Origin of the sequence: Klebsiella sp. TF21-TM, assembly GCF_019753495.1 — a bacterium.
Taxonomy (GTDB): Bacteria; Pseudomonadota; Gammaproteobacteria; order Enterobacterales; family Enterobacteriaceae; genus Klebsiella; species Klebsiella quasipneumoniae.
The window spans coordinates 63,253-86,555 of sequence record NZ_JAIJYL010000003.1 but is presented as its reverse complement, the minus strand read 5'-3'; the positions used below and the strand labels follow the sequence as shown (position 1 = coordinate 86,555).

At 62.9% G+C, this 23,303-nt stretch carries 26 protein-coding genes; 3 read left to right on the top strand and 23 right to left on the bottom strand.

The genetic code is table 11. From position 1 onward, the window contains the following. Positions 1-115 precede the first annotated feature (115 nt). Together K5R89_RS03975 and K5R89_RS03970 are read left to right on the top strand one after the other, a co-directional pair. Positions 116-556, top strand: a complete 441-nt coding sequence (locus tag K5R89_RS03975) for a PTS sugar transporter subunit IIA (protein ID WP_023292007.1) — start codon at positions 116-118, stop codon at positions 554-556. Positions 557-614: 58 nt separating this feature from the next. Continuing rightward, positions 615-1,868, top strand: coding sequence for a polysaccharide deacetylase family protein (locus tag K5R89_RS03970; protein WP_065804799.1), 1,254 nt, complete (start codon positions 615-617; stop codon positions 1,866-1,868). A 36-nt stretch (positions 1,869-1,904) separates the two neighbouring features. On the opposite strand, the gene panD is transcribed toward K5R89_RS03970, so the two are convergent. The 9 genes from panD to thpR form a co-directional block, all read right to left on the bottom strand. Beyond that, positions 1,905-2,285: an aspartate 1-decarboxylase gene (panD, locus tag K5R89_RS03965; protein WP_004204397.1), complete on the bottom strand. Its 381-nt coding sequence runs from the start codon at positions 2,283-2,285 to the stop codon at positions 1,905-1,907. A gap of 93 nt (positions 2,286-2,378) precedes the next feature. Continuing rightward, on the bottom strand, positions 2,379-3,233 hold the full coding sequence (gene panC / locus K5R89_RS03960; RefSeq protein ID WP_087827525.1) for a pantoate--beta-alanine ligase: 855 nt from the start codon (positions 3,231-3,233) through the stop codon (positions 2,379-2,381). A gap of 11 nt (positions 3,234-3,244) precedes the next feature. Then, on the bottom strand, positions 3,245-4,036 hold the full coding sequence (gene panB / locus K5R89_RS03955) for a 3-methyl-2-oxobutanoate hydroxymethyltransferase (protein ID WP_023292010.1): 792 nt from the start codon (positions 4,034-4,036) through the stop codon (positions 3,245-3,247). A gap of 119 nt (positions 4,037-4,155) precedes the next feature. After that, positions 4,156-4,635 (bottom strand): 2-amino-4-hydroxy-6-hydroxymethyldihydropteridine diphosphokinase, encoded by a 480-nt coding sequence (gene folK, locus K5R89_RS03950; protein WP_048296707.1) that lies wholly within the window; start codon positions 4,633-4,635, stop codon positions 4,156-4,158. Next, a complete protein-coding gene (gene pcnB, locus K5R89_RS03945; RefSeq protein WP_071787251.1) occupies positions 4,632-6,026 on the bottom strand; it encodes a polynucleotide adenylyltransferase PcnB in 1,395 nt (464 codons plus the stop codon). Before pcnB ends, folK begins: the two co-directional genes overlap by 4 nt. A 62-nt stretch (positions 6,027-6,088) precedes the next feature. After that, on the bottom strand, positions 6,089-6,970 hold the full coding sequence (gene gluQRS / locus K5R89_RS03940) for a tRNA glutamyl-Q(34) synthetase GluQRS (RefSeq protein ID WP_023292013.1): 882 nt from the start codon (positions 6,968-6,970) through the stop codon (positions 6,089-6,091). A 59-nt stretch (positions 6,971-7,029) separates the two neighbouring features. Beyond that, on the bottom strand, positions 7,030-7,485 hold the full coding sequence (dksA, locus tag K5R89_RS03935; protein WP_002888845.1) for an RNA polymerase-binding protein DksA: 456 nt from the start codon (positions 7,483-7,485) through the stop codon (positions 7,030-7,032). 162 nt (positions 7,486-7,647) lie between these two features. Further along, positions 7,648-8,364, bottom strand: a complete 717-nt coding sequence (gene sfsA, locus K5R89_RS03930) for a DNA/RNA nuclease SfsA (RefSeq protein WP_023292014.1) — start codon at positions 8,362-8,364, stop codon at positions 7,648-7,650. Beyond that, positions 8,364-8,900, bottom strand: coding sequence for an RNA 2',3'-cyclic phosphodiesterase (gene thpR / locus K5R89_RS03925; RefSeq protein ID WP_023292015.1), 537 nt, complete (start codon positions 8,898-8,900; stop codon positions 8,364-8,366). Before thpR ends, sfsA begins: the two co-directional genes overlap by 1 nt. 72 nt (positions 8,901-8,972) lie before the next feature. Between thpR and hrpB the strand changes: the two genes are divergently transcribed. Then, a complete protein-coding gene (gene hrpB / locus K5R89_RS03920) occupies positions 8,973-11,402 on the top strand; it encodes an ATP-dependent helicase HrpB (protein ID WP_217259204.1) in 2,430 nt (809 codons plus the stop codon). A 47-nt stretch (positions 11,403-11,449) separates the two neighbouring features. Here the strand turns inward: hrpB and K5R89_RS03915 are convergent, their stop codons facing one another. From K5R89_RS03915 to K5R89_RS03850, 14 genes are read right to left on the bottom strand one after another with little or no spacing between them, the layout of a single operon-like run. Further along, positions 11,450-12,250, bottom strand: coding sequence for an A24 family peptidase (locus K5R89_RS03915; RefSeq protein WP_023292017.1), 801 nt, complete (start codon positions 12,248-12,250; stop codon positions 11,450-11,452). A gap of 14 nt (positions 12,251-12,264) precedes the next feature. After that, positions 12,265-12,993 (bottom strand): type II secretion system protein N, encoded by a 729-nt coding sequence (locus tag K5R89_RS03910; RefSeq protein ID WP_023292018.1) that lies wholly within the window; start codon positions 12,991-12,993, stop codon positions 12,265-12,267. Further along, on the bottom strand, positions 12,983-13,468 hold the full coding sequence (locus K5R89_RS03905; RefSeq protein ID WP_080901681.1) for a type II secretion system protein M: 486 nt from the start codon (positions 13,466-13,468) through the stop codon (positions 12,983-12,985). Before K5R89_RS03905 ends, K5R89_RS03910 begins: the two co-directional genes overlap by 11 nt. After that, positions 13,461-14,657, bottom strand: a complete 1,197-nt coding sequence (gene gspL / locus K5R89_RS03900) for a type II secretion system protein GspL (protein ID WP_023292020.1) — start codon at positions 14,655-14,657, stop codon at positions 13,461-13,463. The genes K5R89_RS03905 and gspL overlap by 8 nt, the downstream gene beginning before the upstream one ends. Further along, entirely contained in the window at positions 14,650-15,630 is a 981-nt protein-coding gene (gene gspK / locus K5R89_RS03895; protein ID WP_077259115.1) for a type II secretion system minor pseudopilin GspK, read from the bottom strand. The genes gspL and gspK overlap by 8 nt, the downstream gene beginning before the upstream one ends. After that, positions 15,627-16,223 (bottom strand): type II secretion system minor pseudopilin GspJ, encoded by a 597-nt coding sequence (gspJ, locus tag K5R89_RS03890; RefSeq protein WP_217259205.1) that lies wholly within the window; start codon positions 16,221-16,223, stop codon positions 15,627-15,629. The genes gspK and gspJ overlap by 4 nt, the downstream gene beginning before the upstream one ends. Then, entirely contained in the window at positions 16,220-16,585 is a 366-nt protein-coding gene (gene gspI / locus K5R89_RS03885) for a type II secretion system minor pseudopilin GspI (RefSeq protein WP_032452553.1), read from the bottom strand. Before gspI ends, gspJ begins: the two co-directional genes overlap by 4 nt. Further along, the gene (gspH, locus tag K5R89_RS03880) at positions 16,582-17,097 is read right to left on the bottom strand and encodes a type II secretion system minor pseudopilin GspH (RefSeq protein ID WP_217219893.1); all 516 of its coding nucleotides are present in this window, start codon (positions 17,095-17,097) and stop codon (positions 16,582-16,584) included. The genes gspI and gspH overlap by 4 nt, the downstream gene beginning before the upstream one ends. Beyond that, positions 17,097-17,519: a type II secretion system major pseudopilin GspG gene (gene gspG / locus K5R89_RS03875; protein WP_002889054.1), complete on the bottom strand. Its 423-nt coding sequence runs from the start codon at positions 17,517-17,519 to the stop codon at positions 17,097-17,099. The genes gspH and gspG overlap by 1 nt, the downstream gene beginning before the upstream one ends. Before the next feature lie 20 nt (positions 17,520-17,539). Next, a complete protein-coding gene (gene gspF, locus K5R89_RS03870) occupies positions 17,540-18,754 on the bottom strand; it encodes a type II secretion system inner membrane protein GspF (RefSeq protein ID WP_023292025.1) in 1,215 nt (404 codons plus the stop codon). A gap of 1 nt (position 18,755) precedes the next feature. Further along, positions 18,756-20,249, bottom strand: a complete 1,494-nt coding sequence (gene gspE / locus K5R89_RS03865; protein ID WP_217259206.1) for a type II secretion system ATPase GspE — start codon at positions 20,247-20,249, stop codon at positions 18,756-18,758. Then, a complete protein-coding gene (gene pulD / locus K5R89_RS03860; RefSeq protein ID WP_023292027.1) occupies positions 20,246-22,219 on the bottom strand; it encodes a GspD family T2SS secretin variant PulD in 1,974 nt (657 codons plus the stop codon). The genes gspE and pulD overlap by 4 nt, the downstream gene beginning before the upstream one ends. A 9-nt stretch (positions 22,220-22,228) precedes the next feature. Then, positions 22,229-23,071, bottom strand: a complete 843-nt coding sequence (gspC, locus tag K5R89_RS03855; protein ID WP_048296720.1) for a type II secretion system protein GspC — start codon at positions 23,069-23,071, stop codon at positions 22,229-22,231. Then, positions 23,056-23,193, bottom strand: coding sequence for a hypothetical protein (locus K5R89_RS03850; RefSeq protein ID WP_032429281.1), 138 nt, complete (start codon positions 23,191-23,193; stop codon positions 23,056-23,058). Before K5R89_RS03850 ends, gspC begins: the two co-directional genes overlap by 16 nt. Positions 23,194-23,303 lie beyond the last annotated feature (110 nt).

Here is a 23,303-nt window from a genome sequence, read left to right as displayed (position 1 = left end):
CACGGTTAGCGCTTCCGGACGCCAATACGCGAAGCGCTAACCGCTTATCTTTGACCCCCATCACCGATACGCCATCTTTCCCTTGCTACATTGTTGGCTGGCTAAGGAGGGAAGCATGCTTGGTTGGGTCATTACCTGCCACGATGAGCTGGCGCAGGAGATGCTGGATCGTCTTGAACAAAAATTTGGTCCGCTGGCCCAGTGCCGGGCGGTCAATTACTGGCGCAATCTCAGCAGCAATATGTTGAGCCGGATGATGTGCGATGCGCTGCATGCCACCGACTCCGGGGACGGGGTCATTTTCCTAACCGACAGAACCGGCGCGGCGCCTTATCGGGCCGCGGCGTTGATGAGCCACAAACATACCCACTGCGAAGTGATCTCCGGCGTCAGCTATTCATTACTTGAGCGAATGTATCTGCTGCGGGACACGTTAAGCAGCGAGGCGTTTCGCCAGGCTATCGTCAGCGCGGGGGGGCCGATGGTGAGCAGCCTGTGGCATCAGCAGCAGAAGAACCCCCCGTTCCGGTTGCGTCATGATACCTTTGGAAATTAAGCAGCGGGACAGATGCCGCTTTTGTTACAATAACCGCCGTTGATGGTTTACCGGTTCGATGCGCATGCTTGCCCGATTTTTTACTCTGCTTCTTTTACTGACCTCACTCAGCGCCTCCGCCAGTCTGCTTAGCCAGCAGGGCAAGCCTGTGCGCTATATGCAAACCACCGAAGACGCGGTGATCTGGGCGCAGGTGGGGAACCATGTGGTCAGCGTGGGCAATGTGCGTGCCGGGCAGATCCTCGCGGTTGTCCCGACGGCGGCTGATTACTATGAGTTTCGCTTCGGCTTCGGCACCGGGTTTATTGACAAGGGCCATCTGGAGCCAGTGCAGGGTAAGCAGCGGGTGGAGGACCGTCTGGGGGATCTCAATAAGCCGCTGAGTAACCAGAATTTACTCACCTGGAAAGATACACCGCTCTATGACGCTCCCTCAGTGAGCAGCGCGCCGTTCGGCACGCTGGCCAATAATCTGCGCTATCCGATCCTCAGCAAGCTGAAAGACCGCCTCAATCAGACCTGGTTTCAGATCCGCATTGGCGATCGGCTGGCGTGGGTCAGCAGTCTGGATGCGCAGGAGGATAACGGGATCCCCGTGCTGACCTATCACCATATTCTGCGTGACGAAGAGAACACCCGTTTCCGCCATACCTCGACCACCACCTCGGTACGCGCCTTCAATAACCAGATGACCTGGCTGCGGGATCAGGGGTATACCACGCTGACCCTGTATCAGCTGGAAGGCTACGTGCGCAATAAAATTAACCTTCCGGCGCGGGCAGTCGCCATTACCTTCGATGACGGTTTGAAATCGGTAAACCGCTACGCCTATCCGGTGTTGAAACAGTATGGCTTCCACGCCACCGCCTTTATTATCTCTTCGCGCATCAAGCGTCATCCGCAGCAATGGGATCCGAAATCGCTGCAGTTCATGAGCATTTCTGAGCTCCGGCAGATCCAGGACGTCTTTGACATTCAGTCGCATACCCACTTCCTGCACCGGGTAGACGCCGGCCGGCGGCCGATCTTATTCAGCCGCAATTACCATAATATTCTGTTTGATTTTGCCCGTTCGCGCCGGGCGCTGAGCCAGTTTAATCCACATGTGCTCTACCTTTCCTATCCCTTCGGCGGCTATAACGCCACGGCGGTGCAGGCGGCGAATGACGCCGGGTTTCATATGGCGGTGACGACAGTGCGTGGGAAGGTGAAGCCGGGGGACAATCCGTTTCTGCTAAAGCGGTTATATATCTTACGCACGGATTCGCTGGAGACGATGTCGCGGCTGATCAGTAACCAGCCGCAGGGGTAAACTTCGGCGCTGCGCCTGAGCGCAGCGCCGTGGTCATCAGGCGACCTGCACCGGAATCGCTTTCGCCTGGCGCTTCATTTCGTTGTCGCCTTCGAAGTAGGCGATGTTGGGCTGCCAGCGGCGCGCCTCTTCGTCAGACATGGTGACGAAGCTGGCGATGATCAGGATATCGCCGACGCTGGCGCAGTGCGCGGCGGCGCCGTTAACGGAGATGATTCTGGAACCCCGCTCGGCGGCAATGGCGTAGGTGGAGAAACGGTTACCGTTGGTGACGTTCCAGAGGTGAATGGTCTCATTCTCCAGAATACCGGCCGCATCCAGGAAATCCTGGTCAATGGCGCAGGAACCTTCATAGTGCAGGTCAGCCTGCGTCACTTTTACGCGGTGGAGCTTGCCCTGCAGCATATTACGCATCATAACTTCTACCCTTCAACCTTAATGTAGCAGAGCGGACACGACGTCCGCCCTGAGAAAAGCCCGGGCAAGTATTGCCCGATTTTTACCCGCTGTCTACTGACCGAGCGTGACGATCTGGTTGTCGATCAGGCGGGCCTGACCGAGCCAGGCGGCCATCAGGATCACCGCGCGCTGGCTGGCGTCGGTCAGCTCAAGCAGGGTGTCGGCATCGCGGATCTGAATGTCGTCGGCACGGAAACCTTTCTCGTTCAGTTCCTGCTCGGCGATAGCGATGATCTCGTCGAGCTGACGGTCGCCGGCGGCCAGTTTTTCCGCCACCGCGCTCAGCACTTTATACAGACCGGGGGCGATTTTGCGCTGGTCGGCGGTCAGATAGCCGTTACGCGAGCTCAGCGCCAGGCCATCCTTCGCGCGGACGATCGGCACGCCGATAATATCGATATCGTAGCCCATGTCGGCAACCATCTTGCGGATCAGCGCCAGCTGCTGGAAGTCTTTCTCGCCAAAGCAGGCGACGTCTGGCTGAACCAGGTTGAACAGCTTACTGACGATGGTCGACACGCCGCGAAAATGGCCCGGACGGCTGGCGCCTTCCAGCATAGTGGACAGGCCGGGGACGTCGACGTAGGTCTGGCCTTCGGTGCCGTGCGGGTAGACTTCCGCCGGCGTCGGCGCGAAGACAAAGTCGACATGACGCTTGTTCAGCTTTTCGCAATCATCCTGCAGGGTGCGCGGGTAGCGCGCCAGGTCATCGGCGCGGTCAAACTGCATCGGATTGACGAAAATACTGACCACCACCACGTCCGCGCTGGCTTTGGCTTCATCAACCAGCTTCATATGACCATCATGCAGGTTGCCCATCGTCGGGACCAGCGCGATACGCTTGCCTTCCTGACGCAGACGGCGGATATGCTGACGCAGCAGCAGCACGGATTCTATAATCAGCACAACAAGACTCCTTAATGGAAACTGTGTTCTTCGCCCGGATAGACCCCGGATTCGACTTCGGCAATATACTGCCGCACCGCGGCGCGGATGTCGCCCGCCTCGGCAAGGAAATTCTTGGCAAATTTCGGAATGTGGCCGCCGGTAATGCCGAAAGCGTCATGCATCACCAGGATCTGCCCATCGGTGACGTTGCCCGCGCCGATGCCGATCACCGGAATGGTCAGGGCTTCGGTGATGCGTTTCGCCAGGGCGACCGGGACGCACTCCAGCACCAGCAGCTGCGCGCCTGCCGCTTCCAGCGCTAACGCGTCTTCAAACAGGGTTTGCGCCGCATCGCCGCGGCCCTGCACTTTATAGCCACCGAATACGTTCACCGACTGCGGCGTCAGGCCGAGGTGGCCGCAAACCGGCACCGCGCGTTCCGCCAGCATCCTCACGGTCTCGGCCAGCCAGGCGCCGCCTTCGAGTTTGACCATATTGGCGCCGGCGCGCATCACGATGGCGGCATTTTCGAAGGTCTGCTCCGGCGTGGCGTAGGCCATAAACGGCAGGTCGGCGAGCAGCAGGCTGTTCGGCGCGCCGCGGCGGACGGCGCGGGTGTGATAGGCGATATCTTCCACGGTGACCGGCAGGGTGGAGTCGTGACCCTGCACCGTCATTCCCAGCGAGTCGCCCACCAGCAGCACATTAATGCCTTCATCGGCGAACAGCTTCGCGAAGCTATGGTCGTAGGCGGTAATGGTGGCAAAGCGCTTCTTTTCCTGTTTGCATTTCTGCAGCAGGGCAATGGTGGTCGGTTTCATAACATTTCCTGATGATGAAAGTCATATTAACCGGCATTCTAACAGCAGCATTTAGAGGGGCAATGATTTTGGGCAACCGATTACGACGATCGCCGTAAATGCTAAAAAAGGAGAGGGAATTACCAGATAGCGGGTTTTGTCGCGCCGAGATCATCCAGTACGGTACGCAGCGCAGGGCCGTCAGGAAAGCGGAGGTCCGGGGCGATCTCGAACAGCGGCCAGAGCATAAAGCCACGGTTTTTCATATCGTAGTGCGGAACGGTCAGACGCTCGCTGTTAATGACCGCATCGCCAAACAGCATGATATCGAGATCGAGGGTGCGCGGCCCCCAGCGTTCGGCTTTGCGCACCCGACCCTGCTGCAGCTCAATGCGCTGGGTGTGATCGAGCAGCGCCTCGGGGGCCAGCGTGGTTTCCAGCGCGACGGCGGCGTTGAGATAGTCCGGCTGATCCTGCGGGCCCAGCGGCGGCGTACGGTAGAACGAAGAGACGTTCACCACGCGGCTGTAAGGTATTTCGCCCAGGGCGCGGATAGCCGCCTGCACCTGCGCCAGTGGCGAAGCGAGGTTACTGCCGAGGGCGATATAGACCAGGGTCATGCGTTACCCTGGCGCGGCGCGCGCTTGCGCGGACGGCGGTGGCGACGGCGCGGCGCCGGATCGTCCCCGAGGTCGTTGAGCATATCTTTTTGCGCCGGCGGCGCGGCGACCTGGAATTCGCCCCACCATTTGGTCAGACGCTGCAGTTCGCCGTTGTTTTCAGCGCCGGCGCGTAGCTCCAGCAGATCGTAGGCGGCGCGGAATTTCGGATGCTCCATCAGCTTCCAGGCGCGTTTGCCCTGGCGACGGGACATGCGCAGCTGCAGCTGCCAGATATCGCGGATCAGGGTGGTGATGCGCTTAGGGATCGCCAGCGTACGGCAGGCTTCGTCCAGTACGTCGTTCATCGCCAGCGCGAAGGCGTCATAGTACGCCAGGCCGCTCTCCTGAGCGATTTTTTGCGCCGTTTCCAGCAGTGGATACCAGAACATCACCGAGAAGAGGAAGGCCGGATTGACGCGCATGTCGTTATGAATGCGGGTGTCGGTGTTCTTCAGCACCTGGTTGATGATCCGCTCCATCGGGCTATCGCCGCGCTCGGTAAAGTAGCGGGTGATGGTCGGGAACAGCGGCTGGAACAGGTTGTATTCCCGCAGCAGCAGGTAGGTCTGATAGCCATGCCCGGCCTGCAGCAGCTTGAGCACTTCTTCGAACAGGCGCGCCGGCGGCACGTCGTGGAGCAGGGCGGCCAGCCGCGGCAGCGGTTCGGCCGTTTCCGGGCTGATGGTCATATCCAGCTTGGCGGCGAAGCGCACCGCGCGCAGCATGCGTACCGGATCCTCGCGATAGCGGGTTTCCGGATTGCCGATCAGGCGGATCACGCCGTCCTGCAGATCCTTCATGCCGCCGACGTAGTCGCGCACGGTAAAGTCCGCCACGCTGTAATAGAGGCTGTTTATGGTGAAGTCGCGACGCTGGGCGTCCTCTTCGATCGAGCCGAAGATGTTATCGCGCAGCAGCATGCCGTTCTGGCCCCGCTGGGAGGTGACGCGATCGGTAGTGTGTCCTTCGTGATGGCCACGGAAGGTAGCGACCTCAATGATTTCCGGCCCGAACATCACGTGCGCGAGGCGGAAACGGCGCCCGACCAGACGGCAGTTGCGGAACAGCTTACGCACCTGATCCGGCGTGGCGTTGGTCGTGACGTCAAAATCTTTTGGCTTTTTGCCAAGCAGCAGGTCGCGGACGCCGCCGCCAACCAGCCAGGACTCGTAGCCCGCCTTGTTGAGGCGGTACATGACCTTGAGGGCGTTTTCACTGATATCTTTGCGGGAAATAGCATGCTGCTCACGCGGGATCACCGTCATAGGCGTTGGTTCGACGGCGGCTTCTGCCTCGCGCTCCTCACGGCTTAGCACCTTACGGCAAAAATTAGCGACTCGGGTAAAAATGGTGCACCTCGTAGTGTCAGACGGACTTCAGATCAACTGTACAGTGTAAAAATAGCGGCTAATCATAGCTCAGCGGGAGCCATTTGAGAATGCTCGATTTTCGCGGGCTGCCAGTTGGCGACGGCCTGGGCGAGTAAATCATCGACGCTCAGGGCCTGCCACTCCCCGGCGATCTCCTGATTCAGAAAGCGGAGCGCGCGGACGATTTCGGGGCGCGGATCGCCTTCCGGCAGCGCCGGCGCGTGGTTTTGTTTAGAGAGCTTATTGCCGTCGGCATTGAGGGCCAGCGGCAGATGGAGGTAGTCCGGCGCCTGCCAGCCAAAATGCTGATACAGCGAAATCTGCCGCACCGTCGGCTCAATCAGATCGGCGCCGCGGACGATCTCGGTGATCCCCTGAAAGTGATCATCCACCACCACCGCCAGGTTGTAGGCAAACAGCCCGTCGCGACGGTGGATAATAAAATCTTCACGCGCCAGCGGCTCGTTGGCGACCAGCGTGCCGCGCAGGCGGTCGGTGAACTGCAGAACCGGACGGGTCTGGCGCAGACGCAGCGCGGCGTTTTCCGCCCCCAGCCCAAGGTCGCGGCAGTGACCATCGTAGATCCCGCCTACGGCGTGGATCCGCGCGCGGGTGCAGGTGCAGTAATAGCTCAGCCCTTGCTCACCCAGCCAGGCCAGCGCCTCGCGGTAGGCTTCGTGCCGTTGCGACTGCCAGAGCACCTCGCCGTCCCAGTGCAGACCGTAGTGGTCGAGCTGGCGCAGGATGGTGTCGGCGGCCCCGGGGACTTCGCGCGGCGGGTCGATATCTTCAATACGAACGCGCCAGATACCCTGGTTCGCGCGGGCTTGCAGGTAGCTGCCGAGCGCGGCGATCAGAGAGCCGAAGTGGAGTTCGCCGGAGGGGGAGGGAGCAAAGCGCCCTATATAGCGTGAGTCAGTCATGATACGGACAACAGAACCAGGCGGGAGAGACTCCCGCCAGAGAGTGAGGCAGCAGGGGATTAGCCCGCCATCTGTTTTTCGCGAATTTCCGCCAGGGTTTTGCAGTCAATGCACAGATCCGCTGTCGGACGCGCTTCCAGACGGCGAATGCCGATCTCCACGCCGCAGGATTCGCAGTAGCCGAAGTCTTCATCTTCAACTTTTTTCAGCGTTTTCTCGATCTTTTTGATCAGTTTACGTTCGCGGTCGCGGTTACGCAGCTCCAGGCTGAACTCTTCTTCCTGGGCGGCACGGTCTACCGGGTCCGGGAAGTTAGCAGCTTCATCCTGCATGTGCGATACGGTGCGATCCACTTCATCCCTGAGTTGATTACGCCATGCTTCAAGAATACGCTTGAAGTGCGCCAGCTGGGCTTCGTTCATATACTCTTCGCCCGGTTTCTCTTGGTACGGCTCCACCCCAGCGATGGCGAGAATACTCAGGGACGATGTTTTACGGTTTTGCCCTTCTTGCATGTTGCTTCTCCTTAACACGCACTATCGATCCCCATGTGGGGGAAAATCAGGCCGCTATAAATAGCAGATGCTTTTCCGGATAGCAATTATCTAAACGTTACACTTGACAACCCTGTGAAGAAAAGCGTATTCGCGCTTGCGACCCGAACACTATTTAGCCACTTATTTACCGGGGTTTAACACCACGGCGATCGGCTTATTCAGAGTCATCCTCGTCGTAGAAAGTTCCGCTTTCCAGGCGAGAATTTCCACCCCCTTGTCGCGGGCTTCTGTTAACAGCTGTGCGTATCTGGCATCAATATGATGCGCGGGAGAGAAACGGTCAATTGCCGAATGCAGGACGGCAAATAAAATCACCGCGCGGTCGCCATTTGCCGCGACGGCCATCAGCTCCCGCAGGTGCTTCTGACCGCGCGTGGTCACCGCATCGGGAAAATAACCGTATTCTTTCTCCGCCAACGTAACCGATTTCACTTCAATATAGCAGTTTTGGCGATCATCTGCCTGTAACATAATATCGATACGGCTATTCTCTGCGCCATATTTCACTTCGCTTTTCAGCTGGTTATAGCCTGAAAGTTCAGGGATTATTCCGGCGGAAATCGCCTCTTTCGCCAGCGTATTCGCGCGCAGCGTATTGACGCAAATAACGGCGCCCTGCTGCGTTTCAGTTAATTCCCAGGTGTGGGCATATTTGCGCTTCACATTGTCAGAGGTGGAATACCAGACGGTGTCGCCCGGGGCGGCGCAGCCGGTCATCGCCCCGGTATTCGGGCAGTGGAGCGTCAGCTCGCGGCCATCGGGGGTCACCACGTCGGCAAGAAATCGTTTGTAACGTTTAAGCAAAATGGCGGGCTGCAACGGCGGATCAAACTGCATCAACTTTCCTTATCAAACGGATAATGTTCCAGCGCCGTGTAGCGCGTACGCCCCCGGCTAAAGCTGGATTCATAGAGCACGAACTCGTTCACCGGAAACGTCCAGCGAAAGCCGGGCGGCGGGATCGGCACCGCCTGGCGGGCGTCGCGCCACAGGGTAATATGCGGATGAAACGGCTGCGGACTCTGATAGCAGCCGCTGCGCGCCGCCTGAGCGCGCAGCATGCTGGCGAGCTGCAGCAGGCCGCGCGGCGGCTGACGGGTCCCGAGCCAGACCACCCGCGAGCGCAGCCACTGTCCGGCATCGTCCAGCGTCAGGGTAAAGCCCGGCGGCTGGAGGCGGCCGGCGAGGGCGGTCAGCGCCCGCTGTTTTTCCGCGCTCACCTCGCCGAGAAACGCCAGCGTGAGGTGAAGGTTATCCGCTGCGACGGGCCTGCCGGCATCCTCCGGGAAGTGCGTTGCCCGCCACTGGACAATCTGTTTGCGGATGGCAGGCGGCAGTTCAATCGCAAAAAACAGCCTTTTCGGCTCAGACATGATAGAGACTCGGTAATGAATTAGGGGGATGCTACAATGCGAGCCCCTGAATGTTAACCCCCGGAGCCTTTTGTGTCCTCATTGCCGGTTGCCGCCGTCCTCCCAGAACTGTTATCTGCCCTGCAGCATGCGCCGCAGGTTTTGCTCAATGCGCCGACCGGCGCCGGGAAGTCGACCTGGCTGCCGCTGCAGATCCTTGCCGAGGGCAACATCACGGGACGCATTATCCTGCTGGAGCCGAGGCGTCTGGCGGCGCGCAATGTCGCGCAGCGGCTGGCTGAACTGCTCGGCGAAAAGCCGGGGGAGACCGTGGGTTACCGCATGCGCGCCGAAACCTGCGTCGGACCGCAGACCCGCCTGGAGGTGGTCACGGAGGGGATCCTGACGCGCATGATCCAGCGCGATCCCGAGCTGACGGGCGTGGGGCTGGTGATCCTCGATGAGTTTCACGAGCGCAGCCTGCAGGCGGATCTGGCGCTGGCCCTGCTGCTTGATGTCCAGCAGGGGTTACGTGACGATCTCAAACTGCTGATTATGTCGGCGACCCTCGATAACGAGCGCCTGCAGCGTCTGCTGCCGGAGGCGCCGGTGGTGGTCTCGGAGGGGCGCGCTTATCCGGTGGAGCGTCGCTTCAGCCCGCTCTCCGCGCACCAGCGTTTTGATGAGGCGGTGGCGGTAGCGGCGGCGGAGCTCCTGCGGCATGAACAAGGGTCGATGCTGCTGTTTCTGCCCGGCGTCGGCGAGATCCAGCGCGTTCTCGACCAGCTGACGGAGCGCGTGGCGGAGGATGTCATCCTCTGTCCGCTGTATGGCGCGCTGCCCCTGAGCGAGCAGCGCAAAGCGATCCTCCCGGCGCCGGCCGGGAAGCGCAAAGTGGTGCTGGCCACCAACATTGCCGAGACCAGTTTGACCATCGAGGGCATCCGCCTGGTGGTCGACAGCGCCCAGGAGCGGGTTGCCCGCTTTGACCCGCGCACCGGCCTGACCCGGCTGGTGACGCAGCGCATCAGCCAGGCATCGATGACGCAGCGCGCCGGACGCGCCGGTCGTCTCTCCCCAGGGATCTGCCTGCATTTGCTTGGCAAAGAACAGGCCGAACGAGCGGCGGCGCAGAGCGAACCGGAGATCCTGCACAGCGATCTGTCGGCGCTGTTGCTGGAGCTGCTGCAGTGGGGGTGCCACGATCCGGCTGCGCTGGCCTGGCTGGATCAGCCGCCGGCGGTGAACCTGGCCGCCGCGCGCCGCCTGCTGGAGGCGCTCTCGGCGCTGGACGGCGAGCGGCTGTCGGCGTTTGGCCGCAAAATGGCGACTCTCGGCAACGAGCCCCGGCTGGCGGCGATGCTGGCCGCTGCGCAGACCGATGACGAGGTGGCGACGGCGGCCAGGCTGGCGGCGATCCTCGAGGAGCCGCCGCGCGGCGGGCTGGTGGATTTGGCCGCCGTCTTTTCCCGTCAGCAGGCCAACTGGCAGCAGCGGGCGCAGCAGCTGATGAAGCGTCTGGCCTGCCGCAGCGGCCAGCCCGACGCCGGACGAATGGCCGCGCTACTGGCGTCGGCCTTCGCCGACCGCATCGCCCGTCGCCGCGGTCAGGAGGGGCGCTATCAGCTGGCGAACGGCATGGGCGCGATGCTTGACGCCGACGACGCGCTGGGCCGCCATGAGTGGCTGATCGCTCCGCTGCTGCTGCAGGGCAGCGCCTCGCCGGATGCCCGCATGCTGCTGGCTCTGCCGGTGGATATCGGCGAGCTGATCGCCGCCCGTCCCGAGCTGGCGCAGCGTTCCGACACGGTGGAGTGGGATGAAGCGCAGGGGACGCTGAAAGCCTGGCGGCGGACCGTGACGGGCCAATTGGTGATCAAGACCCAGCCGCTGGCGAAGCCATCTGAGGCGGAGCTGCATCAGGCGATGCTCAACGGTATTCGTGAGAAAGGCCTTGCGGTGCTCAACTGGACGCCAGAGGCCGAGCAGCTGCGACTGCGGCTGCAGTGTGCGGCGCAGTGGCTGCCGGAAGAGGCATGGCCCGCGGTGGATGACGCTTCGCTACTGGCCTCGCTGGAGGCATGGCTGCTGCCGCAGATGAACGGCGTTCACTCGCTGCGGGCGCTGAAGGCGTTGGATCTGCGTCAGGGGCTACAGGACTGGCTGCCGTGGCCGCTGCGCCAGAAGCTGGATCGCGAGCTGCCGACGCACTATACCGTGCCGACCGGCAGCCGTCTGGCGATCCGATACCATGCGGAGAACCCGCCGGCGCTGGCGGTGCGTATGCAGGAGATGTTCGGCGAGGCCACGACGCCGGTTATCGCCGAGGGGCGGGTGCCGCTGGTGCTTGAGCTGCTGTCGCCCGCCCAGCGTCCGCTGCAGATCACTCGCGATCTCAGCGCCTTCTGGCAGGGAAGCTACCGCGAGGTGCAAAAAGAGATGAAGGGACGTTATCCGAAACACGTCTGGCCGGACGATCCGGCCAACGCCGCCCCGACCCGGCGCAGCAAAAAATATTCGTAGCCCCAGGCGCCGGGCGGCATTCTGCCCGGCCAGGCGAACCACTCACGCTAGACCATCTGCTGCCAGAGAAAAACGCCCCCTCCCGCCAGCGCCAGCCAGGGGCCGAAGGCCAGCGGCTGCTGCAGTGACTGCCGGGTCCACAGGCGCTGCAGCAGGGTCCACGCCAGCCCGCTGGCCGAGGCGAGCAACAGCACCTGCGGCAGAGCCTGCCAGCCGCACCAGGCGCCCAGCGCCGCCAGCAGCTTAAAATCGCCATAGCCCAGGGCCTCTTTGCCGGTCAGCAGGCGGAACAGCCAGTAGACCGACCACAGCGCCAGATAACCGGCCATCGCCCCGGCGACCGCGTCCGGCAGCGCAATGTACACCTCGTTAAGATTAAACAGCAGTCCGGCCCACAGCAGGGGCAGGGTCAGGCGATCGGGCAGCAGCTGGGTCCGGGCGTCAATCCGCGCCAGTATCAGCAGGAAGGAGAGCAGCACCAGGCCGCCCGCCAGCGCCAGGCCCGGCGCGAGCAGCGCCCCGGCGAGGATAAACAGCAGGCCGGTGGCCAGCTCGGTCAGCGGATAGCTCCACGAGATGCGCGCCTGACAGCAGCGGGCGCGACGGCCTAGCCAGAGGAAGCTGAGCAGCGGGATATTGTCCCGCCAGGCTATCGGCTGGCGACACTGCGGGCAGGATGAGCCCGGCGTGCTGAGGGTTATCGGCTCGTCGTCCGCGGTTTGGGTCAGCATGCGCGGCAGACGGTAGATCACCACGTTGTAAAAGCTGCCCAGCGCCAGGCCGAACAGCAGCAGGAAACCATACCAGACAAGGGGAAAATGCAGCGATAAAGCGGCTAATGTCGTCATTTTTGCTCCTTTAATCACCATTTTCCCTGCAGCTGCCACGGCGTCGGGCCCGGGGCGTTTTTCGCCATCGGGCGGGTGACCAGCAGCGCCAGCAGGGGCGGCATCCCCTGACGGGGCTGTAGCGTACCGCGAAACAGATAGCGGCCATCGGGCGACAGGGTTCCCTGGCCGCTGAGGCTCAACTGATGAGAATCCTGGCGGATGGCCAGCGCCACGGCGCCGTTCGCCGTACAGCTTAAGGCGCCACTGACCTGGGCCAGCTCCAGGCTACCGACCGGAGAGTGCAGCCGGGCCTGACGCCACTGCGCGCGTCCGGCGGTGATTTGCCGGCAGCGCCCCTCGCTGAAGTGCGCTTCGGCCAGGCTGAACGTGACCTCTCCCTCGGCGCTGACGGGCATAGTCGGCGTTAGCCAGCGTCCAAGCAGGCTGGCGGGGGCGGTGAGTCGCCCCTCCTGCAGACGCAGATCGCGGATGCCCCACAGCCGGGCCTGACCCTCCACGCCGCGGGGATCGCTGAGCGCGATCTGCCAGCCAGCCAGGGTGAGCGACCACGTCAGCCGCTCAAGCCGCACGCCGCGCCAGGAGACCGACTGCGCCGCGCCGCGCCAGATGCTGCCGCTGAGGTTGGCCACCTGTACCTCGGGCGGTAGCATCGGGACTAACAGACGCGCCGGGGCGGTGGCGGTCAACCACAGCAGATAGAGCGCCAGCAGTAGCCCACCCGCGAGCCCGTTAGCTTTCATCGTCGCGCTCCAGCAGCAGATGGTTGACCGTGACCCAGCCCGGCCGCGACGGCTGCCCGGTTACGGACAGCGAGATCGCGTTGACGCCGCGCATCGCCGGGGCGTCCAGCCAGTCCATTAGCGCCTGGAAGGCGCAGGGCTGAAGGGTGACCTGCAGACGTTTCCCCTGCGGCTGCAGACGAACGACTTCCAGCCCGTGGCTCGCCGCCTCGCGCATCACCAGCGCGGTGAGCGCCTCTTTTGCCGCCGGCGCGGGCTGCTGGCTGAGCTGCTGCAGGCGCGGACCCTGCTGCGTCATCCAGCGCAGGCTGGCCTGCTCTTTCACCAGGGTTTGCCGCCACTGCGCCTCGCGGGCCCGCCAGGGCTGCCACAGCCCGTACCAGAGGGCGCAGGCTGTCAGCAATCCCGCCAGGCCGAGCAGCAGGCGCTGCTCGGACAGCGTGCGCTGTCGCCACCAGATGAGCAGATTAGCCATCGTTTTCCTCCAGCGTCAGCTGTCCTTCAATGCCATCCGGCCTGGTGGTCATGTCGCCTGGCCGGACGCGAAACCGCGGCTGCGCTCGCTGGGTAAACTGCTCCAGCGCCCGGGAAGAGGCCGCGGCGATATCCAGCTGCAGACGGTTGCCTGTTGCATCCCAGCTCAGCGCCCGCAGGCGGATCCCCGGCGTTTCGCTGATGATGTTTTGCAACGCGCTGAGGCGGTCGACGAGGGGGGCATGCTGCGCCTGACGGGCAAGGGTTTGCAGATGCTGCTGCATCTGCAGTCGCGGGTTAATCACCTTTTTCTCCGTTGGAAACCAGCGATGATAGTAGGCCCGGCTGGCCTGCCGGGCGGCCTCGGTCTGACGCGCCAGATCGCGATGATCCAGCACGCTGTTCACCGCCAGCAGCAGCGCCAGGGCCAGCGCGGCATACCGCGCCGGACGCCAGCTCGTCTGATCAGGCCGCCGACGGCGGACGGCGAACTCCCCCTGCAGCAGACTGAGCTTCTGCGCCGCCGGATGACTTGCGGCGAGGGAGAGCAACGTCTGCGCAGGCTGCGCGCGCCACTCTCCCGGCGCCGCGGGCGGCGGCGAATAGCTGTCGATGACGTGCGCTTCCGCCTCGCCCTGCAGCAGCTCCGCCAGCCAGGGGGGTTCCGCCGCCATGCCGGCCCATGGCTGGTGGCGGATCAGCCACTGGTCGTCCGCCTGCACCGCGCTCCACGCCGGCGGTTGCCAGGGCAGGGCCAGCACATCGGGCGTCAACGCCAGGGGCCGTAGCGAGAGCGACTCGCAGCGCGCCAGCCAGTCGCGCATTTTTTGCCGCTGCACGGCAACGATCTCGCACTGGGCCTGCTGGCGGTGGAGCAGGGCAAAATGGGTGGCTTCCACCTCGTCGGCCAGCTGCTCTTCCAGCAGGAAGGGGGCCACCTGCAGCGGCGGTTTACGCAGGCCCGCCGGCAGGGTGAGGGTGTGAAACGCGCAGTCGCTGGCCGGGATCAGCACCCAGGCCGGGTAATGCGCCGCCAGCGTCGGGAAAGGGCTGGCGTCGTCAGCCGGCCACCGGCCGCTGGCTTCGTGGTGCGGCTCGCCGGGGGCGAAGAGTTGCCAGTGCAGCGGCGCCTGCCCGGGGGCGAAGCGCACGATCAGCATGGCCTGGGGGGAAGCGTTAAACTTATTCATCAACCACCATAGAAAGTCCGTATCGCCGCTGGACGACGGTAAAGGCGCGCCCCTCCTGTTGCAGGACGCTGTGCAGCTGAAAGCGAAGGTTGCCGGTCACCACGGTGAAGGCGGCGATAAAGCGTGTGCTGTGCACCGTCAGCCAGGGACGGGCGAGCGTGGTATCGGTTTTCTGCAGCGTCGGCTGTGCGAGAAAGGCGGCGACGCTGCTCCACCCGGTTCGCGGGCGGTTGTGCAGCAGCTGTTGCGCCTCCTGCAGCGTCAGATCGCCGGGAAAGAGGGCCGCCAGCAGGGCGGCCTGGGAGGGGCGCAGGGTGTTGACATTGACCTGCAGCGCATCATCCGGCTGGACGCAGACGAAGGGGAGCAGGCGCTGATAGAGCGCGGCGTCCATTCCGGCCAGCAGGCGCAGCTCGCTGACATCCTGCATCGGCTGGTTGGCGGCGAGATAGCCCGGGGTTTGCGCCATATAGACCTCGTCTTCCGCGCCGTTCAGCCGCGGCTGGCCGTCGCTGTCCGTCCAGTCGCCGAGGGCGGCGGCGATCTGGCTGGCGCGCAGCGGCGACTCGCCGAGCAGCGCCAGCAGCCGGGCGAAGACGTCGGTCGGGTAGGGCGTACCGCCGCTGGTCTCATCCGCGCGATGGTTGATGGCATTGAGATTAAAGCAGGCGTGCCCGTCGCGGATCGTGGCGAGGATTTCGCCATCGTCGAGGGTAAAGCGGCGTCCCTCCTGCGCCCAGGTTTGCGCCAGGTTTGTTTGACTGGGCGAGTCCAGCGCGTCGCGTTGCAGTAGCGCGGCGGCCATGTTTTCCGCCGCCAGGGCGTACCATCTGGCCTGCAGATTATCGAGGGTCACGGCGGTGTGTTGATACATGACCGAGGTGCGTTCGGTCATGGCGCTGGCGAGGATCATCATCAGGGCGAGGATGAACAGCACCATCAGGAGCGCGACGCCGCGTTGCCGATTTTTCACTGGCCGCCTCCCGGGGTGAGTAAAAACAGGCGGGTTATCTCCCCGCTGTTCGCCAGCGTCAGGGTGATCTCCAGCCCCTGCGGCAGCGACTGCGAGCGGTCCCAGGTCTCCTGCCAGCGCCCGTCGGCATAAAACCGCAGGCGAAACGCCGTCACCTCGCGCAGCAGCACCCGGGCCGTCGGCTGGCTGCCGGTCAGCGGATCCTGTTGATCGAAGCTGAGCCGTTCAAGCTGCTGCTGGCGCAGGCGGTAGCTGACGTTCTGGATCTCCGAGCGCGGGAGGATCCCCAGCGGATTCGGCCAGCCGCTGCGGCTGAAGGCCAGCCCCCAGTCGTCGCTCTGCAACTGGAAACGTCCGGCGAAGAAAAGCGTGTCGCTGTTTCTGGCGCGACGGGGAATGATGTGCGTGACATCATCGGCGATCTGGCGAAAGGCGCGCTGGAGGGCGGCGATCTGCTTGCTCTTCTCGCGGGTCAGGCCATCGGCGCGGATGACATTCTGCAGCACCATCACGGCGGCGGCGCTGAGGACGGCGAGGATAGCCAGCGCCAGCAGCGTTTCAATCAGGGTGAAACCGCGCATTTTCGTTATCATGGCGACGTCACCCAGGTGCGCAGCGTCGCCAGCGGCGCGGGATCGCTTTTTTGCCGCCGGACCTCCACGTCCAGCGCCCGCAGCTGCGGCAGCGCGGTTTCCACCCCCTGCCAACGGACGAACCAGCGCGTCCCGGCGGCCTCCACGGTGGTTTCGGACCAGCTGAGGGCGGGCCAGCGTTTCTCCAGCCGCAGCTGCACCAGCTGATTATCCGCCAGCCAGCTGGCGAGGATTTTCTCTTCCATACGCCCAAGCTGGCGCGTCTGCTGCAGGGTGGACTGCATCACCGCCAGGCCGGCGAGGGCGAAAATCACCAGCGCGACCATCACTTCGATAAGCGTCATTCCGCTCTCGCGTTTCATGGCTGCTCCCGCGCCGCCAGCGGCTGACTGTCGCCCTGGGCGTCGATGTTGATGCCCGTCGCGGCGTCAATCCGCAGCTGAAACGGCGTGACTTCGCCGCCGGGGAAGATGATCACGTCGGGCTGCTCGCCCGGCGTCCACGCCTGGCCGTCGGGAAAGCGCAGCGTCAGCCTGGCCTGCGGGAGGGTTTCCGCCGTGGTGGCGCGCCCGGTCTGCAGCGGCAGCCACTGCGCGTTGCCCCAGCGGTCGTCAGCCGCCGCCGGGGCGCCTTCGTCTGCAGGCTGCAGGCGCATAAACTGCCAGCGGTCAGGGTGGATGACGATCCCGAAGAGCTGGCCGGTTTGCTGCCCGCGCTCGCGGACAAAGTCCAGCTGCGCCTGAAAGCGCGCCAGGATCTGCGTGGCCTCCTGGGTGCGGGCGGAGGGAAACGCCAGCAGCACCATGCTGGCGCTGATGCCGATCAGCAGCAGGACCAGCATCATTTCCAGGAGGGTGAAACCGCGCTGAGACACTATTTCTTCCCGAGGGTCCAGTTGCCGATGTCGTCATTGGTGTCGGGCATTCCGTCCGGGCCGACGCTGAAGACGTCGATGGCGCCATGCTGACCGGGGCTTAACAGCTGATACTCATTTCCCCACGGGTCCTGCGGCAGGCGGCGGATATAGCCCCCTTCCGGGTAGTTGCGGGCATGCGGCTCGGCGGCCGGGGCGGTCACCAGCGCCTGCAGTCCCTGTTCGGTATTCGGGTAGCGGCTGTTGTCCAGCTTATACATGTCCAGCGCCCCCTCGAGCGCCACCAGATCGCTGACCACCTTCTGGCGGTCCGCTTTCTCCTTGTTGCCCATCAGGTTAGGTACCACCAGGCTGGCGAGGATGCCGAGAATGACGATCACCACCATAATTTCCAGTAACGTGAAGCCGCGTTGCCGTTGCATAGTTTTCTCCATTAATACAGTCACATACTCATAAGGGTATTCAGTTGCAGGATCGGCTGCAGGATGGCCAGCACGATAAACAGCACCATGCCGGCCATGGTGACCACCAGCAGGGGTTCAAACAGGCTGAGGGACATCTGGATCTGCGCGCTCAGCTCCCGGTCCTGGTTCTCCGCCGCGCGCTCCAGCATGGCGGTCAGCTCACCGCTTTGCTCGCCGCTGGCGATCATGTAGCGCATCATCGGCGGAAACAGCGCTGTCGCCTCCAGCGCGCGATGCAGGCTGACGCCCTCGCGCACCGATTCGCTGGCGGTCTCCAGCTGGCTGCGCGCCCAGGCATTGCTGAGGACGCCGGCGCTGATGCGCATCGACAGCAGCAGCGGTACCGCGCTGGCGTTAAGAATGCTTAAGGTGCGGGCGTAGCGCGCGCTGTTGACGCTGCGCGTCACGCGGCCGATGACCGGCAGACGCAGCAGCGCCCGGTCCCAGGCGAGCCGCCGGGCGGGCTGGCGCAGCAGATAGCGCAGCCCCAGCAGCGCCAGGAATGACAGCAGCACCAGCCAGGGGCCCGCGCTGCGCACAATGTCGCTCAGGCTCATCAGCAGCCGGGTAGAGAAGGGCAGGGCCTGTTTTAGGTGGACAAACTGCTCGACGACTTTCGGCACCACGGTGGAGAGCAGAATGGCGATCACGCTGATGGCGACCAGCGTCAGCACGATGGGGTAGATCATCGCCTGTAGCAGGCGGGCGCGAAGCTGCTGGCGCTGCTCGGTATAGTCCGCCAGCCGGTTCAGCACGCCGTCGAGATGGCCGGAGGTTTCGCCGGCCGCCACCATGGCGCAGAACAGGCCATCGAAACAGGCGGGATAGGCGCGCATCGCCTCCGCCAGCGAATGGCCTTCAAGCACTTTGCTGCGCACCCCAGCCATTAACGTTCTCAGCGACGCCTTTTCGCACTGCTGGGCGACGGCATCGAGCGCTTTTTCCAGCGGAATGCCGGCGGCGACCAGGGTGGCCAGCTGGCGAGTGAGCAGGGCTAAATCACCGGCGCTGGTGCGCCGGGCGATCAGCCCGCCGCGCCACAGCCGGCTCGCCGGGTCGGCGGCGGCCACTTCCAGCGCCAGCCAACCCTTGTCCCGCAGCAGTTGGCGGGCGTGGCGGGCGGAGTCGGCTTGTTGAACGCCGCGGCGGGTTTTGCCCTGCGCGTCCAGCGCCTGATAGCGAAAGAGGGCCATCTCAGACGCTGTCCGCCGTTTGCTGTTCGGTGACCCGCATCACCTCCTCCCAGCTGGTGATCCCCGCCAGCGCTTTATCGCGCCCGGCATGGCGCAGGGTCTGCCAGGCTGGCCCCAGCTGCTGGATCAGGGTGATCTCATTTTCGCCGCGATGAATGGCGGCGCGGACGCGGTCGTCAATGAGCAGCAGCTCGTGAATGCCGGTGCGTCCGCGATAGCCGGTGAAATTACACCGGGCGCAGCCTTTTGGCTGCCACAGCGGCGTACCGGCCGGGACCGCCATCTGCCGGGCGGCGTCAGCATCCGCCTGCCAGGGCTGACGACAGTGCGGGCACAGCCGACGCACCAGCCGCTGCGACATCACCGCCAGTAGCGAAGTAGAGAGTAAAAAGGGCTCCACTCCCATATCCTGCAGGCGGGAAACGGCCCCCAGCGCGCTGTTGGTGTGCAGCGTCGACAGCACCAGGTGGCCGGTCAGCGAGGCCTGGACGGCGATCTGGGCGGTTTCGCCATCGCGGATTTCGCCCACCAGCACCACGTCCGGATCCTGGCGCAGTATGGCGCGCAGGCCGCGGGCGAAGGTCATCTCGACTTTGGCGTTGACCTGGGTCTGGCCGATGCCTTCCAGCTCATACTCCACCGGATCTTCAATGGTCATGATGTTGCGCTCCCGGGCGTCGAGGCGGCTGAGGGCGGCGTAGAGCGTCGTGCTTTTCCCGGATCCGGTCGGCCCGGTGACCAGAATGATGCCGTGTGGCCGGGCGATCAGCGCGTCGACCTGGTCAAGCAGGGCGGGGGGCATGCCCAGCGTCTGCAGATCCAGGTTGACGCTGTTTTTGTCCAGCAGGCGCAGCACCACGCGTTCGCCGTGGCTGGAGGGCAGGGTGGAGACGCGCACGTCTATCGCCCGCCCGCCGATACGCAGCGCCATGCGGCCATCCTGGGGCACCCGTTTTTCGGCAATGTCCAGGCTCGCCATCACCTTGATGCGCGAAATGAGCAGCGCGGCCAGCCGCCGCTGCGGGCGCAGAATTTCCCGCAGCACGCCGTCGACGCGAAAGCGAATTTGCAAATGGCGCTCATAGGTTTCGATATGGATATCGGAGGCTTTCTCTTTGATGGCCTCGGTGAGCATGGCGTTGATCAGACGGATAATCGGCGCATCGTCTTCGCCGTCGAGCAGATCGTCGGTATCCGGCAGCTCTTCGGCGAGGGTATAGAGGTCAAGCTCATTGCCGATGTCGGCCATCATCCGGTGCGCTTCCGCCGAGTCACGCTGATAGCTGAGCACCAGCACTTTCTCGAACGCTTCCGGCGCCAGACGGCTGACGCTCATCGGCCCGTCCGCCAGGCGGCGCGCTTCCAGCAGCGCCCGGGCGGCGGTATCAGCGCGGCACAGCGCTTCGCAGCGTTCGCCGTCGCTGAGCAGCACCAGATGGTGCGCGCGGGCCCACGCGAAGGGCAACAGCGGACGGCGTTCGGCGGCTGGCGTCATGGGCGGCCTCCGAGGTTAAAGGCGTCAATGGCGGCGCTAACCTGGCGGAAGGCCTGGGTCTCCTGCTGCGGATAGATGTGCAGCAGATCGTTGCTGAGCGATGCTTCGCTGCTCTCTTTGCCCCGCTGTTTGGTTTGCGCATCGTTGAAGGCGGTGTACTGGCCGGAGGAGGCCCGGCGGTACTCATCGCGGTCGCGAATAATGGTCGGGCGGATAAACAGCATGAGGTTGCGTTTCGACACTTTCTTGCTGTCGGAGCGGAACAGCGCGCCGATCACCGGGATGTCGCCGAGCAGCGGCACTTTGTCGGCGCTATCGGTGACGCTTTTATCCAGCAGCCCGCCAACCACCACCGTTTCGCCGCTGCCCACCAGCACGGCGTTATTCACCGTCCGGGTATTAAAGGTCGCCCCGAGATCGCTGCTGGTGCTGGAGGCCGAATCGGCGACGCTTGATACCTCCTGCTCAATCTCCAGCAGCACGGCATCGCCTTCGTTAATCTGCGGCTTCACCTTCAGTTTAATGCCCACGGTTTTGCGCTCGACGGTATTGAAGATGTTGTCGCCGGAGGTGGTTTGCGAGCCGGTTAACACCGGGACTTCCTGGCCGACGTTGAAGGTGGCTTGCATATTGTCGAGGGTGACGATGCTGGGGGTGGCCAGAATATCGTTCTTGGTACTGCTGGAGAGGGCGGTGAGCAGCATCGCCCAGTTCCCCTGGTAGAAGCCGGCGGCGATACCGTTAAACGAGCCGAGGGCGCTGGCCAGCGAGCTGCTGATGGTGCCGTCTTTGTTGTACTGGTTGGCGCCGGCGATCGCGGTGGAGATCGGCAATCCGCTGTTGGTAAACTGGGTCATGCCGGCGTTTTTATTGGCCCACTGGATACCGAGGTTGAGTCCGTCCGCATCCTGCACTTCGGCGATAATCGCCTCCACCAGCACCTGCGGGCGGCGGATATCCAGCTGGGCGATCACCCGCTCCAGATCGTTCATCACGTCCGGCGCCGCGGTGACGATCAGGGCGTTGGTCTGGCCGTGGGCTTTGATAATAATATTTTTATCGATCGCGGCCACCGGCTTGGCGCTTTGCTTATCGTTCTGCAGCGAGCTGCTGATCCCGGTCAGGACCTCCACCAGATCGGCGGCTTTGGCGTACTTCAGGTAGATCACTTTGGTGTTGCCCTGCACCGCCTGCTGGCGGTCGAGCTGTTTGATCATGGCGATAATGCGCTGGCGCGAGTTTGGCTCGCCGCTCACCAGCACCGAGTTGGTGCGCTCATCGGCCACCACGTTCGCCACCATCGATCCCGGCAGCGCCGACTTGCTGGTGTCTTTATTGAGTTCGGTAACCAGTTTGACCACCTCCGCGGCGGAGGCCCAGGAGAGAGGCACGGTCACCACGCTGCGATCCCCGGCGTTGTCGACGCGTTCGACAATGGTCAGCAGGCGTTTGATCACCGCCGCGCGGCCGGTCATCAGCAGGACGTTGGAAGGTTCATAATGGACCACGCTGCCGGCGCCAGCGTTATCGTTCAGCTGGCGGAGCAGCGGTGCGAGATCGCGAGCGGCGACGTTGGTCAGGGGCACCACCCGGGTGACGACCTCATCGCCTTCGCCCGGCGCGGCCTCGCTGGCGACCGGAACGGCCGAGGTCTTGGCATCTTTGGCGCGGACCACCTTCAGCACGCCGTTATTCATATTAATCACGGCGAAGCCATATACATCCAGTACGCTGAGGAAGAATTGATAATATTGCTCTTCATTGAGCATATCGTAACTGCGCACGGTGATAGTGCCGCGTACGCTGGGATCGATAATCACCGTTTTATTCAGGTTTTTGCTGACGGTATTGATAAATTCCTGGATATCGGTGCCTTTAAAACTGGCGGAAAATTCCTCCGCGGCGGCCGGAGAAAATAGCAGCGGGGTTAATATCAGCAGCGCAGGAAGCATTTTTCGCAGGCGTTTCATGGTTGGCAATTATTCATCCCCCAGGGAGAAAGCAATATCGTGTCGTTGGCCTTCCCGCTCAACGGTTAGCGTTATTTCGGTCATATCGGCCAGATTCTGCAGCGCCTGTTGCGCTTGTTCCTGATCGCGTAAATCGATGCCATTTAAGGCGATCGCCAAATCATTTGCCTGCAGGCCGGCCTGGCGAAACAGCGAGGCGTCTTTGCCAGGGTTAAGTCGGTAGCCCTGCAGTTTGTCGCCGCTGAGTACTGGCGAAATCGTTAAATAAGTGAGGATATTTTGCGGCTGCTCGCGGAGTCGCTTCATAAGGGGCGGACGGGGCGCGGCGGCGGGCGATGACGACGACGCGCGGGTATCGTTAAATAATAAAATGGCCTCCTGGCGCCCCTGATAGTTGACGATGATCCGGTCTGGCAGGATGGCAGCGATCTGTGCATCGTATCCCGGGGTGGTATCGCCGACGCTAAGGCTAACCTGCTGATTTCCTTTTTCAATAATCGCGATGGAACGCGCCGGGTTGCTGCTGGCGAGCAGCCCGGCCAGGCGTAGCTTCAGGCTGGAAACCGGCACCTGATCGAGGCTGGTGGCCTCCGCTGGCGCGGGGGGATTTTTCGTCGCCAGGCCAAACAGGGTAAACGCGGGCCGCACGTTTTTTAATTCCGGTTCCGCTGCCGGAGGCGCAGTTAACGGCAGGGCGGAAATATCCTCAGAACTGACAGGGAATACCACTCGCCAGGTTAATTTCGCCAGCTGCGGAATGGCGGTTATTAATATGATGAGCGTCACAATTCGGGGTAATAATTTAATTATCCCTTTATTTATATTTGTTAACCCCATCACAGAAACTGGCATTTTAATCCCTTTGCTAATTTATTTTTCTGCACGCTGGCGTAATACCCTACCGAAACAGGTAGGTGATTATTGGCTTTTGAATGAATTATTGCCGGAGAGTGGCGATAAGCGTGGCGAATCATAATCAGTTTGCGGTTTGCGGTCGTCATTCCCTTTATTCATTTACTCCCCCGGCTTCCTACGCCCCCCTCTCATTTGTGGGGGATGATTGCGCCTGAGAAAGCAAAAATAT